This window comes from Isoptericola sp. NPDC056573 (assembly GCF_042793335.1).
In the GTDB taxonomy this organism is placed as follows: domain Bacteria; phylum Actinomycetota; class Actinomycetes; order Actinomycetales; family Cellulomonadaceae; genus Isoptericola.
On sequence record NZ_JBHTUY010000010.1, the window covers coordinates 24727 to 40564 of the forward strand.

The following is a 15838-nucleotide window of genomic DNA, read 5'->3' on the forward strand; positions in this document are numbered from 1 at the left end:
GATGAGCGCATGCCGACGAGCACGACCGCCCGCACGCCCGCGCGCCGTGCCCCCGTCGCCCCGGTGATCCTTGACGGCGTCCCCGAGACCGACGGCACCACCCGCCGTCGCGTCCTGGAGCTCGTCGCCGGCGAGGGCCCCGTGACGGCGGGAGAGCTCGCCGACCGTCTCGGCCTCACCTCGGCCGCCGTCCGCCGCCACCTCGCCTGTCTCGAGGAGGACGGCACGATCGCGGTGCACGCCGGACCGTCGTCGGGCCGCAGGGGCCGCCCCGCCCGCCGCTACGTCGTCAGCGCGCGCGGCCAGTCCGACCTCGCCGGCGGGTACTCCGAGCTCGCGGCGCAGGTCATGCGCTACCTGCGCGAGATTGGGGGCACGGACGCGGTCGCGCAGTTCGCCGCCGACCGGTACGACGCCGTCGTCGCGCGGTACGCGCCCCGCCTCACGGCCACCGACCCGCAGGAGCGTGCGGCCCAGCTCGCCGACCTGCTCTCGGCCGACGGCTACGCCGCCTCGGTCCGCCCGGTGAGCGGCCCGCTGCTGCCCACCGTCCAGCTGTGCCAGGGCCACTGCCCGGTGCAGCACGTCGCCGAGGAGTTCGGTGAGCTGTGCGAGGCCGAGGCCCGTGCGTTCTCGGAGCTGCTCGGCACGCACGTCCAGCGACTGGCCACGATCGCGGGCGGCGCGCACGCGTGCGTCACGAACGTGCCGATCGTCTCCACACCGACGTCCCCCCAGAACCTCCCCACCCCGGCCCACCGCACCCGCGGCACGCAGGAAGGAACACGATGAGCGCTCCCACCCAGGACGCCGCCCAGGCGGCTTTGGCACAGGGCACCGAGAAGCGGTCCGATGACGAGATCATCGACTCGATCGGCGCGTACCAGTTCGGCTGGCGCGACAGCGACGCCGCCGGCGAGGCCGCCACGCGCGGTCTGAACGAGGACGTCGTCAAGAACATCTCGGCGCTGAAGGACGAGCCCGAGTGGATGGCGAAGTTCCGTCTCAAGGCGCTGCGGCTGTTCGGGAAGAAGCCGATGCCCAACTGGGGCGCCGACCTCACGGGGATCGACTTCGACCGGATCAAGTACTTCGTGCGCTCCACGGAGAAGCAGGCCGCCAGCTGGGAGGACCTGCCCGAGGACATCAAGGAGACCTACGACAAGCTCGGCATCCCCGAGGCGGAGAAGCAGCGCCTCGTGGCCGGCGTCGCCGCGCAGTACGAGTCCGAGGTCGTCTACCACCAGATCAACGAGGAGCTCGAGAAGCAGGGTGTCATCTTCCTCGACACCGATACCGCGCTGCGCGAGCACCCCGAGCTGTTCCAGGAGTACTTCGGCACCGTCATCCCGGCGGGCGACAACAAGTTCGCCGCGCTGAACTCTGCCGTGTGGTCGGGCGGCTCGTTCGTCTACGTGCCGCCGGGCGTGCACGTCGAGATCCCGCTGCAGGCCTACTTCCGCATCAACACGGAGAACATGGGCCAGTTCGAGCGGACGCTGATCATCGCGGACGAGGGCTCCTACGTACACTACGTCGAGGGCTGCACCGCGCCGATCTACTCGAGCGACTCGCTGCACTCCGCGGTCGTCGAGATCGTCGTGAAGAAGAACGCCCGCGTCCGGTACACGACCATCCAGAACTGGTCGAACAACGTGTACAACCTGGTGACCAAGCGCGCCACGGCCGCCGAGGGCGCCACCATGGAGTGGGTCGACGGCAACATCGGCTCCAAGGTGACCATGAAGTACCCGGCGATCTACCTGCTGGGCGAGCACGCCCGCGGCGAGACCCTGTCGATCGCCTTCGCGGGCGAGGGCCAGCACCAGGACGCCGGCTGCAAGATGGTGCACGCGGCGCCCCGCACGTCGTCGTCGATCGTGTCGAAGTCCGTCGCCCGTGGCGGCGGCCGCACGTCGTACCGCGGCCTGGTGCAGGTGCTCGAGGGTGCCAAGCACTCCGCGTCGACCGTGCTGTGCGACGCGCTGCTCGTCGACCAGATCTCCCGGTCCGACACCTACCCGTACGTCGACGTCCGCGAGGACGACGTGTCCATGGGGCACGAGGCGACGGTCTCGCGGGTGAGCGAGGACCAGCTGTTCTACCTCATGTCCCGAGGCATGGAGGAGACCGAGGCGATGGCCATGATCGTGCGCGGGTTCGTCGAGCCCATCGCGCGCGAGCTGCCCATGGAGTACGCGCTCGAGCTCAACCGCCTCATCGAGCTGCAGATGGAAGGGTCCGTCGGCTGATGGCCATCACTACCGATCACTCCCGCGCCGTGGCCGACGGCGCCCACTCCCACGGGGTCGTCCCGGCGGGCTCGCGCGCCGAGCGCAAGACGTCGTTCGACCTCGCCGACATCCCCGTGCCCACCGGGCGCGAGGAGGAGTGGCGGTTCTCGCCGGTCGCGCGGCTCCAGCCGCTGTTCGGCGACGACCTCGGCGCCGGCGGCGTCCTCACGGGCGTCGTCGAGACGCCGGAGGCCAAGGTCGAGATCGTCGGCAAGGACGACCCGCGCCTGGGCACGGCCGGCAAGCCGGGCGACCGTACCGCCGTCACCGCGTGGAACGCCGCGACCGAGGCGACCGTCATCACCCTGCCCGCGGAGGCCGTCGCCACCGACGTCACCTCCGTGCGGGTCGAGGGCGCGACCAAGGACGCGACCGCGCAGCACCTGCTGGTGCACGCGGAGCACCACGCCGAGGGCGTCGTCGTCATCGACCACCGCGGCGAGGCCGTCCTCAACCAGACGGTCGAGATCGTCGTGGACGAGGGCGCTCACCTCACCGTCGTCAGCGTGCAGGACTGGGCCGACGGCGCCGTGCACGCCTCGAGCCACCGTGCCCGCATCGGCCGCGACGCGAAGCTCAAGCACGTCGTCGTCACGTTCGGCGGCGACGTCGTGCGCATCACGCCCGACGCAACGTTCACCGGCGAGGGCGGCGAGGTCGAGATGGTCGGCCTGTACTTCGCCGACGCCGAGCAGCACCAGGAGCACCGCCTCTTCGTGGACCACGCCGTGCCGCGCTGCAAGTCGCGCGTCACCTACAAGGGCGCCCTCCAGGGCGCCGGCGCCCACGTGGTGTGGGTCGGGGACGTGCTGATCCAGGCCGAGGCCGAGGGCACCGACACGTACGAGCTCAACCGCAACCTGGTCCTCACCGACGGCGCCCGCGCCGACTCGGTGCCCAACCTGGAGATCGAGACCGGCGAGATCGAGGGCGCGGGGCACGCGTCGGCGACCGGCCGGTTCGACGACGAGCAGCTCTTCTACCTCATGGCCCGTGGCATCCCCGAGGTCGACGCCCGTCGCCTCGTGGTGCGCGGCTTCTTCGCGGAGCTGATCGACCAGATCGGCGTCCCGTCGGTCGAGGAGCGCCTGCTCGCGTCGATCGAGGCCGAGCTGGAGAAGTCGATGAGCGCCATCACCGGCGTCGCGGCGACGCCGGCGACGGGCGAGTGACGTCCCGATGACCTCCCAGCTGGCCTGCATGGCCGACGACCTCGCCCCCGAGGAGGCCATGCTCGTGGAGCTCGACGGCGCGGACGGGGCCCCGGTCCCGGTCGCCGTCGTCCGCGACGCCGACGGCGACTGGCACGCTCTCTCCGACATCTGCTCGCACGGACAGGTCTCCCTGTCCGACGGGGAGGTCGAGGGCTGCCTGGTCGAGTGCTGGCTGCACGGCTCGCAGTTCGACCTGCGCACCGGCAAGCCGGTCCAGCTCCCCGCGACGCAGCCCGTGCCGGTGTATCCGGTGACCGTGGACGGCGACCGCATCCTCGTGGACGTCGACGAGCGGCTCGCCGTCGCGTCCTGACCTGCCTCAGACTTTCGCAACACAGACCTGGAGACACGAAGCATGCCCACCCTGGAGATCCGCGACCTGCACGTCAGCGTCGAGACCAAGGAAGGCGCCAAGCCGATCCTGCGCGGCGTCGACCTCACCATCAACTCGGGCGAGACGCACGCCATCATGGGGCCGAACGGCTCCGGCAAGTCGACCCTCGCCTCCGCCCTCGCCGGCCACCCGAAGTACACGGTGACCTCGGGCACGGTCACGCTCGACGGCGAGGACCTCCTCGCGATGACCGTCGACGAGCGCGCCCGCGCCGGCCTGTTCCTCGCCATGCAGTACCCGGTCGAGGTGCCGGGCGTGTCGGTGGCGAACTTCCTGCGCACCGCCAAGACCGCCATCGACGGCGAGGCGCCCGCCCTGCGCACGTGGGGCAAGGAGGTCAAGGGTGCGATGGAGAACCTCCGCATCGACTCGACCTTCGCCGAGCGCTCCGTCAACGAGGGCTTCTCCGGCGGTGAGAAGAAGCGCCACGAGATCCTGCAGATGGAGCTCTTCAAGCCGCACTTCGCGATCCTCGACGAGACCGACTCCGGCCTCGACGTCGACGCGCTGCGCGTCGTGTCGGAGGGCGTGAACCGCGCCAAGTCGAACACCGACGTCGGCGTCCTGCTCATCACGCACTACACGCGCATCCTGCGCTACATCAAGCCGGACTTCGTGCACGTCTTCGTCGACGGCAAGATCGCCGAGGAGGGCGGCCCCGAGCTCGCGGAGCAGCTCGAGGAGAACGGCTACGACAAGTACGTCGGCACCGGCGCGACGATGGCCTGACCTCCTCGTCGAGAGGATTCGACCAGGAGCCGTCACCAGGAGGACAGCATGACCACCACCGACACCGTGCGCCCGTCGCTCACCGCGGCGGAGCTCGCCGCCGTGCGCGCGGACTTCCCGCTGCTCGGGCGCACGGTGCGGGGTGGCCGGCCGCTCGTCTACCTGGACTCCGCCGCGACGTCGCAGAAGCCGAACGTCGTGCTCGAGGCCGAGGTCGACTTCTACGAGCAGCGCAACGCGGCCGTGCACCGGGGCGCGCACCAGCTCGCGGAGGAGGCGACCGAGGCGTTCGAGGACGCCCGGTCGGCCGTCGCCGCCTTTGTCGGTGCGGACACCGACGAGATCGTCTGGGCGTCCGGCGCGACGGCGGCGCTCAACCTCGTCGCCTACGCGTTCTCGAACGCGACGGCCGGGCGCGGGGGCGCCGCCGCCGAGCGGTTCCGGCTCGCCCCGGGCGACGAGATCGTCGTCACCGAGGCGGAGCACCACGCCAACCTCGTGCCGTGGCAGGAGCTGTGCGCCCGCACGGGCGCCGTCCTGCGCTGGTTCGGGGTCGACGACGACGGGCGGATCGACCTGTCCGACGTCGCGAGCGTGATCACCGGGCGCACCCGTGTGGTGGCGTTCGGCCACGTGTCGAACGTGACCGGCGCGATCGCCCCCGTGGCCGAGCTGGTCGCCGCCGCCAAGAAGGTCGGGGCGCTCACGGTGCTCGACGCGTGCCAGTCCGTGCCGCACCTGCCCGTGGACCTGCACGCCCTGGACGTGGACCTCGCGGCGTTCAGCGCGCACAAGATGCTCGGCCCCACCGGCGTCGGTGCGCTGTACGGGCGCCGGGAGCTGCTCGAGGCCATGCCCCCGGTGACCACCGGCGGGTCGATGGTCGAGGTCGTCACCATGGCCGAGACCACCTACGCCCCGCCGCCGCAGCGGTTCGAGGCGGGCACGCAGATGGTCGCCCAGGCCGTCGGCATGGGCGTGGCCGCGCAGTGGCTGGACGAGCTCGGCATGGACCGTGTCGCCGAGCACGAGCGCGAGCTCGCGGCCGAGCTGGTGCGCATCGGCGAGATCCCGGGCGTGCGGATCGTCGGGCCGGCCGACGCGCGCGACCGTCTCGCCGTCGTGTCGTTCGTCGTCGACAGCGTGCACGCGCACGACGTCGGGCAGGTGCTCGACGACAAGGGCATCGCCGTCCGCGTCGGGCACCACTGCGCGCAGCCGCTGCACCGCCGGTTCGGTGTGGCCGCGACGGCGCGCGCGTCGGCCTCCGTGTACACCACGGCCGAGGAGATCGCCGCGTTCCGGGAAGCATTGGCGGGCGTGCGCGCGTTCTTCGGTGTGGACTGACGTAGGCGGAGAGGACAGCAGTGAGCTCGCTCGAGCAGATGTACCAGCAGGTGATCCTGGACCACGCGAAGCGCCCGCACGGGCGGGGTCTCGTGGACGCGCCCGCCGACCACCGGTCGGGGCAGTCGCACCAGGTGAACCCGACCTGCGGCGACGAGATCACGCTGCGCGTGGACGTCGACGGCTCCACAGTGTCGGGCGTGTCCTGGGAGGGACAGGGCTGCTCCATCTCGCAGGCGTCCGCCTCCGTGATGACCGAGCTCGTCACCGGGCACGACCTGGCCGACGTCGCGCGCCTGGACGCCGTCTTCCACGACCTCATGGCCTCGCGGGGCAAGGGCCTGGACGACGAGGACGCGCTGGACGCCCTCGGCGACGCGAGCGCGTTCACCGGCGTCTCGCAGTACCCCGCCCGCATCAAGTGCGCGCTGCTCGGCTGGGCAGCGCTCAAGGATTCGCTGGCGCGCAGCGGCGCGCTGGGCTGAAGCCGACCTGAACCTGAGAGGACACGATGACCGAGAACACGACCGACGCGGCCGCCCCGCCCGTCGCCGAGCCGGCCGCGGCCCCCACGCCCACCACGGCGGCGGACGTCGAGGAGGCCCTGCGCGACGTCATCGACCCCGAGCTGGGCATCAACGTGGTCGACCTGGGGCTCGTCTACGGCATCCAGGTGGACCAGAACAACATGTCCACGATCGACATGACGCTCACGTCGGCGGCCTGCCCGCTCACGGACGTCATCGAGGACCAGGCCGGCACCGCGCTCGAGGGGCTGGTCGACGGCTTCCGCATCAACTGGGTCTGGATGCCGCCGTGGGGACCGGAGAAGATCACCGACGAGGGCCGCGAGCAGCTGCGGATGCTGGGCTTCAACGTCTGAGAGACAGTCGGCGACGTCGGATCGAAGGTCTCGTCTCTCTCGGGGCGAGGCCTTCGTCGTCCTCCCGGGGTCACGACATCGGCTCGACCGGTCGTGACGGGCGGCACCGCGGGCCGCGCTCGCCCGGGGTCAGACGGTGAAGCCGGCGGGGAAGGGGTCCGTCGGGTCGAGCACGAACCGCGCCGAGCCGGTCACCCACGCCCGGCCGGTGATGGCGGGCACGATCGCCGGGTAGCCGGCGACGGTCGTCTCCTCGACGACGCGGCCGGTGAACTCGGTGCCGATGAACGACTCGTTGACGAAGGCCTGGCCGCGCTGGAGCCGCCCGCGGGCGTGGTGCACGGCCATCAGGGCGCTCGTCCCGGTGCCGCCGGGGGACCGGTCGAGCCAGCCGGGGTGGTTGATCAGCGCGTGGCGGGCGCGCGCCGCGTCGGATCCCGGAGCCAGGAACACGGTGTGCTCGCAGCCGGAGTAGCCCGTCTCCGGGTGCACGGGCCGGGCCTGGTCGTTCACGGCGGCCATGACGGCGCGACCGGCGACGATCAGCTCGTCGACGCGGTCCCGCGCGAACGGGATGCCGAGCGACTCGGCGTCGACGAAGGCGTAGTAGTTGCCTCCGAACGCGATGTCGCACAGGACCTCGCCGTACCCCGGGACGTCGAGACGCCGGTCGAGCTCGTGGGCGTACGACGGCACGTTGACGATCGTGACGTCCTCGGCACGTCCGTCGCGCACCCGCACCTCGGCGGTGATCAGACCGATGGGGGCGTCCAGCCGGATCGTCGTGACAGGTTCGACGACGGGCACCATCCCGGTCTCGACGAGCACGGTCGCCACGGCGATCGTCCCCGCCCCGCACATCGGCAGCACTCCCGTGACCTCGATGAACAGCACGCCCCAGTCCGCGTCGGGGCGGGTGGGCGGCTGCAGGACCGCCCCGGACATCCAGCCGTGGCCGCGTGGTTCGCACATCAGGTAGGTGCGCAGCTCGTCCGAGTTCTCGATGAACCACCGACGCCGCTCGGCCATGTCAGCGCCCGGGAACGCCTCGACCCCACCGGTGACCACGCGCACCGGGAGACCCTCGGTGTGCGCCTCGACGGTCTCGATCGTCCGGTCGGTCCTCATCGTGCCCACTCCTCGAGCTCGTCACGTACCGCCGCGGGCAGCCGCACGGTGGCGGGCTCGGGCTTGCGTCGACCGAAGTCGGCGCCGTGCTCCGCCGCGAGCCGGCGGTGGTGCGCCTCGGCGCGCTCCACGAAACCAGGATCGAAGGCGGACGGGTCGAGCAGCAGGAGGAAGAGCCCGACCGCCGGCGAGACGCTGCCGCGGTCGAACGGCGCCGCATCGACGGAGAACGCGCCACCCGAGAGCGTCGCGAGCATCTCGACCATGACGGCGACGTTCGCGCCCTTGACCCCGCCGAACGGCAGGAGTGCGCCGGCCAGCGCGGCGGAGGCGTCGTCGGTCGGCGCGCCGTCCGGCCCGAGGGCCCACCCGGCGGGGATCGGGTCGCCGCGCTCGGCGGCCTGTCGCACCGAGACCCAGGCGGTCTCGCTCGCCGCCTGGTCGAACGCCCGAGGCCCGTCGGGGTGCGGCAGCGCGAACGCCAGCGGGTTGGTGCCCGTGATCGGCACGTGGGAGCCGTAGGCCGCCAGCAGCGCCGGCGAGTTCGTGGCGGCGAGGGCGACGAATCCCGCTCGCGCCGCCGCCAACGCGTAGTGGGCGAGCTCGCCCGTCGGGAAGCAGTTCCGGATGCTCAGGGCGGCGACACCGGCCTCGCGTGCCCCGTCGAGCACCGTGGGGAGCGCGCGGGCGAACGCGACCTGGGCCGCGCCGCGATCGGCGTCGGCCACGACGATCGACGTACGCCGCCGCTCGACCACGGGGCTCGGATCGCCGTGGAGGCGGCCGTCCGAGATCGCGCGGAGGAAGTCCAACAGGTGCGCGACGCCGACGGCCGGCCTGCCGCGGAACTCGGCGGCGACGACCGCCTCGGCGAGCGCACGCGCCGTGTCGGACGAACCACCCGCCCCGCGGACGGCCCTCTCGCACAGGTCGACGAGCGCGTCCCGCTCGATGCTCCGGTCAGCTGCGGCGGCCGTCGCGGATGCCGCGACAGGGATTTCGTCGTGATTCATACGCGGCCCACCGTATCCGGCACCGCGGCCTCACTGCGCCACGGTGCGCCATTTCAGCGCAGCACGAACCCGGGGGTCAGCGTGTCGTCCGGGTCGACCTCGAACACGGACGTGGCGACGTGGTGCGCGGTGCCGGTGACGACCGGGACGACGGCGTCGCGGCCCTCGTCGGTCACGCGCTCCAGGACCCGGGCGCGGAACCGGGTGCCGACGATCGAGTCGTGGACGAGCACCTGTCCGTCGCCCAGCCGTCCCGTGGCGGCGAGGACGGCGACCCGCGCCGCCGTGCCGGACCCGCAGGGGGAGCGGTCGACCTGGCCGTCGGCGAAGATCGTCACGTTCCGCTGGTGCGGGCCCCCGTCGGGCGACGTGCCGAGGTCGTCGACGACGATGGTCCCGTACAGGCCGCTCAGCCGCGGGTCGGTCGGGTGCTCGAGGCGGGCGTCGCCCGCGAGGGCGGCCTTGACCTCGCGGCCGAGGGCGATGAGCTCGCCCAGGTTCTCGGGCGTCACCGTGAGGCCGGCGCTCGCGGCGTCGACGCACGCGTACAGCGCGCCGCCCCAGGCGAGATCGGCGCGGATCTCGCCGCGGCTCGTCGTCACCGGCACCCCGGCGTCGACCAGCGCGCTCGGCACGTTCACGAAGTCGACCTCGCGCACCCGGCCGTCGTCACCGGTGCGCACGCGGGCGGTCACCCGCCCGGACGGCACGTCGATCACCACGTCGGTGACCCCGGACGGGTCGGCGGGCACCAGGCCGGAGCGCACGGCCCATGCCCCGAGCGCGATCGTGCCGTGACCGCACGCGGTGGAGAACCCGTCCTTGTGCCAGAACAGGACGCCGAGGTGCGCGCCGTCGTCGTCCGGCGGGGTGACGAAGCCTCCGTACATGTCGGCGTGACCGCGCGGCTCGAAGCACAGCAGGCGGCGCAGGCCGTCGACGTCCGGGTCGTCGATCGCACGCTCACGACGCTCGGCGACGGTCGCGCCGGGGATCGGTACGGGAGGCGCCGGCACGATGCGGAACGGCTCGCCCGCCGTGTGGTAGTCGATCGTCCGCACCGGCCCCAAGATCCGAGGCCGTCCGTCGGTGGCGGCGGCACCGCTCTGGTCGGTCATGCGCGCGACCCTACGGCAACCCGACGACGCGGGGCTCCCCGTCGAGACCGTGCGCGAACCTTCAGGTCAGAGCATGCGAGAGTGCTCGCCTCCGGAGGCGGCCGCGAGCGCGAGCCAGGTGTCGACGACGGTGTCGGGGTTGAGGGACACGGACCCGATGCCGCGCTCGACGAGCCACTGGGCGAAGTCGGCGTGGTCGGACGGCCCCTGCCCGCAGATGCCGATGTACTTGCCGTGGCGGCGGCAGGCGTCGATGGCGAGCCCGAGGAGTTTCCGGACGGCGGCGTCGCGCTCGTCGAACGTGTGGGCGACGAGCGCGGAGTCACGGTCGAGGCCGAGCGTGAGCTGGGTCAGGTCGTTGGACCCGATGGAGAAGCCGTCGACGTGCTCGAGGAACTCGTCGGCGAGCAGGGCGTTGGACGGCACCTCGCACATCATGACGACCTGGAGGTCGTTCTCGCCGCGCCGCAGCCCGTTCTCGGCGAGGAGGGCGACGACCCCCTCCGCCTCGTCGAGGGTGCGCACGAACGGGATCATGACCCGCACGTTGGTGAGCCCCATGTCGTCGCGCACGCGGCGCAGCGCCTCGCACTCCATGTCGAAGCACTCGCGGAAGTCGGGGGAGAGGTACCGGGACGCGCCCCGGTAGCCGATCATCGGGTTCTCCTCGTCGGGCTCGTACAGCGTGCCGCCGAGGAGGTTGGCGTACTCGTTCGACTTGAAGTCGCTGAGCCGCACGATGACGGGCTCGGGCGCGAAGGCGGCGGCGATCGTGGACACCCCCTCGGCGACGCGCTGCACGAAGTACTCGCGCGGGGTGGGGTACCCGGCGACGCGGTTCGCGACCTCGTCCCGCAGCTCGGCGGGCAGGTCGTCCGCGTCGAGGAGGGCGCGGGGGTGGATGCCGATCTGCCGGTTGATGATGAACTCGAGACGGGCCAGCCCGACGCCGTGGTTCGGCAGCCGGGCGAAGGAGAACGCCTGGTCGGGCGTGCCGACGTTCATCATGATCTTCACGGGCGGCTCGGGCATCCGGTCGAGCTCGGTCGCCTCGTCGTCGAACGCCAGCAGCCCGGCGTAGACGCGTCCCTCGTCGCCCTCCGCGCAGGAGACGGTCACCTCGTGCCCGTCGGGCAGGTCGTGCGTGGCGGAGCCGGTGCCCACGACGGCCGGGATGCCGAGCTCGCGCGCGATGATCGCGGCGTGGCAGGTGCGCCCGCCGCGGTTCGTCACGATCGCCGCGGCGCGCTTCATGATGGGTTCCCAGTCCGGGTCGGTCATGTCCGCGACGAGCACGTCGCCGGGGGCGAAGTCGTGCATCTGGTCGACCGAGGACAGCACCCGGACGCGGCCGGCGCCGATCTTCTGCCCGATGGCGCGCCCCTCGAGCAGGACCGTGCCCTGCTCGCGCAGCGTGAACCGGCGCATGACGTTCCCCGAGTCGCGCGAGACCACGGTCTCGGGGCGGGCCTGCAGGACGTAGAGCCTGCCGTCCACCCCGTCCTTGCCCCACTCGATGTCCATCGGGCGGCCGTAGTGCTCCTCGATGACGAGGGCGATGCGGCCCAGCTCGGTCACCTCGGCGTCGGTGAGGGAGAAGCGCGCGCGCTCGGCGGGGTCGACGTCGGCGAACACCGTGCTGCCGCCGACGTGCCGGCCGGCGGCGTAGCGCATGGCGACCGCCTTCTCGCCGACGGACCGCTTGAGGACCGCCGGCCGGCCGGCGCGCAGCGCGGGCTTGTAGAGGTAGAACTCGTCCGGGTTGACCGCGCCCTGCACCACGGCCTCCCCGAGCCCGTACGAGCTGGTGACGAAGACCGCCTGGTCGAACCCCGACTCGGTGTCGACCGTGAACATGACGCCGGAGGCGCCGACGTCCGAGCGCACCATCCGCTGCACCCCGGCCGAGAGCGCGACGTCGTGCTGGTCGAACCCGTGGTGCGCGCGGTAGGCGATGGCACGGTCGTTGTACAGGGAGGCGAAGACGGAACGCACGGCGTGGAGCACGTTGTCGATGCCCCCGATGTTGAGGAAGGTCTCCTGCTGCCCGGCGAACGACGCGTCGGGCAGGTCCTCGGCGGTGGCGCTCGAGCGCACCGCCCACGTCACCTGCTCCGGTTCGGGGTCCTCGGCGACCAGCCTCGCGAACGCCGCGCGGAGGTCCGCCTCGACGTCGGCCGGGAACGGCTGCGCCTCGACCCAGCCCCGCACGGCGGACCCCACCCGCGCGAGGGCGGTGACGTCGTCCGTGTCCAGGCCCTCGACGGCGGCGCGGATGCGTCCGGCGAGGTCGTCGTGCTCGAGGAACCGGCGGTAGGCCTCGGCCGTCGTGGCGAACCCGCGCGGCACGCGGACGTCGGCCGCCGCGAGCCGGGACACCATCTCCCCGAGGGAGGCGTTCTTGCCGCCTACCCGGGCCAGGTCGTCCATGCCGATCTCGTCGAACCAGAGGATATGGGCCATCGTCGGTCCCTTCGTGGGTGCGGATCGTGGGTGCGGATCGTGGGTGCGGGTCGTGGGTGCGGATCGTGCGGTGCCGTCAGCCGCGCAGCTTCATGGTCTGGAGGATGACGGCGGACATCTCCTCGACGCTCTTGGTGGAGGAGTTGAGGAACGGGACGCGCGTGCGGCGGTAGAGGTCCTCGGCCTGGCGCAGCTCGAGCCGGCACTGGCCGAGGCTCGCGTACCGCGAGTGCGGGCGGCGCTCGTGGCGCACCTGGCTCAGGCGCAGGGGCGTCGTGGTGAGGCCGAAGCACCGCGCGGCGTACGGGGCGACGGCGGGTGGCAGGCCGTCGGCCGGGAAGTCGTCCTCGGTGAGGGGGTAGTTCGCGACGAGCAGCCCGTGCTGCAGCGCGAGGTACATCGTGGTGGGGGTCTTGCCGCAGCGCGAGGGCGCGATGATCACGACGTCGGCGAGGTCGAGCGCGCGCCGGCTCTGCCCGTCGTCGTGCTCGATGGCGTACTCGACCGCGCGCATGCGGGCGAAGTACCGCTCCAGGTCGCCGACGCCGTGGGACGGGACGAGCTGTTCGCTGGACGTCGTGCCCAGGGCCTGCTCGAGCTCCACGAGATGCCCGCCGAGGAGGTCGATCAGGACACCCCGCGACCGGTCGAGCTCCTCGCGGACCGCCGGCGCCCGCACGGTGGTGAAGACGATCGGGGCCAGCCCGTCCGCCGCGGACCGGTCGATCTCGGCGGTGAGGTCGCGCGCGGCGCGGTCGGTGTCGACGAACGGCACGGTGTGGCGGCGGAACGTGATGGCAGGGAAGTTGACGAGGAGGGCGCTGCCCAGCGTCTCGGCCGTGATGCCCGTGCCGTCGGAGACGAAGTAGACCGCCCGTTCGCGCGGCGGCGGCGTGCCGGCGTCGTCGCCGGACGTCGCCCGGAGTGCTGTCATCCGCCGTCACCTCCGAGGTCCAGGATCTCGTCGTTCGAGCCGCCCGGCCCGCCGAGCGTGACGGGCGTCGTGCTGCGCACCCTACGCCCACCATGTGAATGACGGTTAACTTCTGGCGCGCCGGTGCGTGTCCCCGGCTCGGACGACGGATCGTGGAGCGTGACGCGAGCCCGCCCGACGGCGTCAGGGGGTGCGCGCTCCGGTGCGCGGCGCCGGACCGGTGCTCTCGCGCACCACGAGGCGCACGGGCACGGTCTCGTGCGTGCCGCTGAGGTCGACGTCGTCGCGCACCTGGCGCAGCAGCAGGTCGACGAGGCTGCTGCCGATGCGGGCGAAGTCCTGCTCCACGGTGGTGAGCGGCGGCCACAGGTGCTCGGCGAGGGTGATGCCGTCGAAGCCGACGACGGACACGTCGTCCGGCACGCGGCGCCCGGCCTCGTGCAGGGCGTGCAGCATGCCGGCGGCGGTCTCGTCGTTGGCGCAGAACACGGCGGTGACGTCCGGGTCGGCGGCGAGCTCGCGGCCGACGGCGTACCCGGTCCGCGCGGTCCAGTCGCCGTGCAGGGGCTCGGGGACGGTCCGGTCGGCCGCCTCGAGCGTGGCGCGCCAGGCGTCGGTGCGGCTGCGGGCGGGAAGCGAGTCGTCCGGGCCCGCGACGTGGTGCACGGTGCGGTGGCCCAGGTCCAGCAGGTGCTGCACGGCGAGACGGGCGCCCTCGGTCTGGTCGGCGCGCACGGCGGGGTGCGTCCCCACGAAGCGCGAGTCGGAGACGACGACGGGCAGCTGCGCCGGCAGGGCGAGCGTGTCCGGGGTCGCGGACTCGGCGCGCACGATGACGAGCCCGTCGATCGCCTGGTGGGAGAGGCGCGTGACGGCCGCGGAGACGTCGTCGGGGGAGGGGCTCTCGACGTCGACGATCGTGACGGTGTAGCCCTCCGCGCGGGCGGCCTCGACGACGGCCTCGACGGTGCGCGACTCGCCCGTACGGGCCAGCCGGTGGGCGATGACCCCGAGGGTGCGGAAGCTGCCGTACCGCAGCGCGCGGGCGGCGGTGTTGGGGGCGTAGCCCAGCTCGGCCATCGCGGCGAGCACGCGCTCGCGCGTCGCGGGCCTGACGTTGTCGAGCCCCATCGAGACGCGGGAGACGGTCTGAGAGGAGACGCCCGCGAGCGCCGCGACCTCGGCCATCGAGGGGGCCGTCCGGGGGCGTCCGCGCCCTCGGGACCGCACGCCGGGCGCGCCGTTCGTCTCCACCATCGCCGCCTCTCGTGCCGCCTCTCGTGACTCCGCCGGCGTCCGAGGGCTTGACATCCCTGGCGCCTCGCGACACTCTAGTCCGGCCATGATGTTTACGTAAACATTTGGCCCGCCCGTCCTCCTGGGAGTTGCTTCGTGACCGCTGACGCTCCGGCATCCTCGCCGCCCGCCCGCACCGCTGTGCCCGTCGTGCGCCGCAGTCGTCGGCGCTGGACGGGATGGATGTTCGTGGGCCCGTTCATGGTCGTGTTCGTGCTGGTGTTCCTGGCGCCGATCGCCTACTCGCTCTACCTGTCGGTGTTCCGCACGCAGATGGTGGGCGGCACCACGTTCGTCGGGCTCGAGAACTACGCGCAGGCGCTCGCCGACCCGCAGTTCTGGGCGGGGCTGGGACGCGTCAGCCTGTTCCTCGTGGTGCAGGTGCCGATCATGCTCGGCATCGCGCTGCTGGTCGCCCTCGCGATCGACAGCGGCCGCCTGTACGGCAAGAGCTTCTTCCGCATCTCGATCTTCATGCCCTACGCGGTGCCGGCCGTCGTCGCGGCCCTCATGTGGGGCTTCATGTACGGCACGCGGTTCGGCCTGGTGGGCAACCTCAACGACGCCTTCGGCATCAGCCTGCCGAACCCCCTGTCGCCGGACCTCGTCCTGGCCTCGATCGGCAACATCGTGACCTGGGAGTTCGTCGGCTACAACATGCTGATCTTCTACTCCGCGCTGCGCGTGGTGCCGCACTCGCTGTACGAGGCGGCGGAGATCGACGGCGCCGGCCAGTGGCGCGTCATCAGCGCCATCAAGCTGCCCGCCATCCGCGGCGCGCTCGTCATCGCCACGATCTTCTCGATCATCGGCAGCTTCCAGCTGTTCAACGAGCCCAGCATCCTGCAGTCGCTCGCCCCGAACGCCATCACGACGTCGTACACGCCCAACCTGTACGCCTACTCGCTGTCGTTCTCCGGCCAGCAGTACAACTACTCCGCGACCGTGGCCATCATCATGGGCCTGATCACCATGGTGATCGCCTACGTGGTGCAGCTGCGCGGCATGCGCAAGGAGCCGTGACC

Annotated in this window: 15 protein-coding genes; 9 read left to right on the forward strand and 6 right to left on the reverse strand. The window is 72.2% G+C overall.

What is annotated here, in order from left to right:
* The first annotated feature begins 9 nt into the window (after positions 1-9).
* The 8 genes from ACFQ8E_RS16900 to ACFQ8E_RS16935 are packed head-to-tail and all read left to right on the forward strand — an operon-like array spanning position 10 to position 6861.
* Positions 10-792 carry a helix-turn-helix transcriptional regulator gene (locus tag ACFQ8E_RS16900; RefSeq protein WP_430551731.1) on the forward strand — a complete coding sequence of 261 codons (783 nt, stop codon included), beginning with the start codon at positions 10-12 and terminating at the stop codon, positions 790-792.
* On the forward strand, positions 789-2252 hold the full coding sequence (sufB, locus tag ACFQ8E_RS16905; protein WP_416343677.1) for a Fe-S cluster assembly protein SufB: 1464 nt from the start codon (positions 789-791) through the stop codon (positions 2250-2252). Before ACFQ8E_RS16900 ends, sufB begins: the two co-directional genes overlap by 4 nt.
* Complete coding sequence (sufD, locus tag ACFQ8E_RS16910) at positions 2252-3466, forward strand: Fe-S cluster assembly protein SufD (protein ID WP_430551732.1); 1215 nt, start codon at positions 2252-2254, stop codon at positions 3464-3466. The genes sufB and sufD overlap by 1 nt, the downstream gene beginning before the upstream one ends.
* Positions 3467-3473: 7 nt before the next feature.
* On the forward strand, positions 3474-3821 hold the full coding sequence (locus ACFQ8E_RS16915; RefSeq protein WP_430551733.1) for a non-heme iron oxygenase ferredoxin subunit: 348 nt from the start codon (positions 3474-3476) through the stop codon (positions 3819-3821).
* Between the two features lie 42 nt (positions 3822-3863).
* The gene (sufC, locus tag ACFQ8E_RS16920; protein ID WP_429767169.1) at positions 3864-4631 is read left to right on the forward strand and encodes a Fe-S cluster assembly ATPase SufC; all 768 of its coding nucleotides are present in this window, start codon (positions 3864-3866) and stop codon (positions 4629-4631) included.
* Positions 4632-4679: 48 nt separating this feature from the next.
* Positions 4680-5978: a cysteine desulfurase gene (locus ACFQ8E_RS16925; protein ID WP_430551734.1), complete on the forward strand. Its 1299-nt coding sequence runs from the start codon at positions 4680-4682 to the stop codon at positions 5976-5978.
* A 20-nt stretch (positions 5979-5998) separates the two neighbouring features.
* Positions 5999-6463 (forward strand): Fe-S cluster assembly sulfur transfer protein SufU, encoded by a 465-nt coding sequence (sufU, locus tag ACFQ8E_RS16930; RefSeq protein ID WP_430551735.1) that lies wholly within the window; start codon positions 5999-6001, stop codon positions 6461-6463.
* A 26-nt stretch (positions 6464-6489) separates the two neighbouring features.
* Positions 6490-6861: a metal-sulfur cluster assembly factor gene (locus tag ACFQ8E_RS16935; RefSeq protein WP_430551736.1), complete on the forward strand. Its 372-nt coding sequence runs from the start codon at positions 6490-6492 to the stop codon at positions 6859-6861.
* A 129-nt stretch (positions 6862-6990) separates the two neighbouring features.
* Here the strand turns inward: ACFQ8E_RS16935 and ACFQ8E_RS16940 are convergent, their stop codons facing one another.
* From ACFQ8E_RS16940 to ACFQ8E_RS16965, 6 genes are all read right to left on the reverse strand, one after another.
* Positions 6991-7989: a proline racemase family protein gene (locus ACFQ8E_RS16940; RefSeq protein WP_430551737.1), complete on the reverse strand. Its 999-nt coding sequence runs from the start codon at positions 7987-7989 to the stop codon at positions 6991-6993.
* The gene (locus tag ACFQ8E_RS16945; RefSeq protein ID WP_430551738.1) at positions 7986-9002 is read right to left on the reverse strand and encodes an Ldh family oxidoreductase; all 1017 of its coding nucleotides are present in this window, start codon (positions 9000-9002) and stop codon (positions 7986-7988) included. Before ACFQ8E_RS16945 ends, ACFQ8E_RS16940 begins: the two co-directional genes overlap by 4 nt.
* 53 nt (positions 9003-9055) lie before the next feature.
* A complete protein-coding gene (locus ACFQ8E_RS16950) occupies positions 9056-10120 on the reverse strand; it encodes a proline racemase family protein (protein WP_430551739.1) in 1065 nt (354 codons plus the stop codon).
* A gap of 66 nt (positions 10121-10186) precedes the next feature.
* A complete protein-coding gene (gene ppsA / locus ACFQ8E_RS16955) occupies positions 10187-12583 on the reverse strand; it encodes a phosphoenolpyruvate synthase (RefSeq protein ID WP_430551740.1) in 2397 nt (798 codons plus the stop codon).
* A gap of 76 nt (positions 12584-12659) precedes the next feature.
* Positions 12660-13517: a pyruvate, water dikinase regulatory protein gene (locus ACFQ8E_RS16960; protein ID WP_430551741.1), complete on the reverse strand. Its 858-nt coding sequence runs from the start codon at positions 13515-13517 to the stop codon at positions 12660-12662.
* A gap of 183 nt (positions 13518-13700) precedes the next feature.
* On the reverse strand, positions 13701-14774 hold the full coding sequence (locus ACFQ8E_RS16965; RefSeq protein ID WP_430551742.1) for a LacI family DNA-binding transcriptional regulator: 1074 nt from the start codon (positions 14772-14774) through the stop codon (positions 13701-13703).
* A 222-nt stretch (positions 14775-14996) separates the two neighbouring features.
* Between ACFQ8E_RS16965 and ACFQ8E_RS16970 the strand changes: the two genes are divergently transcribed.
* Positions 14997-15836 carry a carbohydrate ABC transporter permease gene (locus tag ACFQ8E_RS16970; RefSeq protein ID WP_430551864.1) on the forward strand — a complete coding sequence of 280 codons (840 nt, stop codon included), beginning with the start codon at positions 14997-14999 and terminating at the stop codon, positions 15834-15836.
* The last annotated feature ends 2 nt before the right edge of the window (positions 15837-15838 follow it).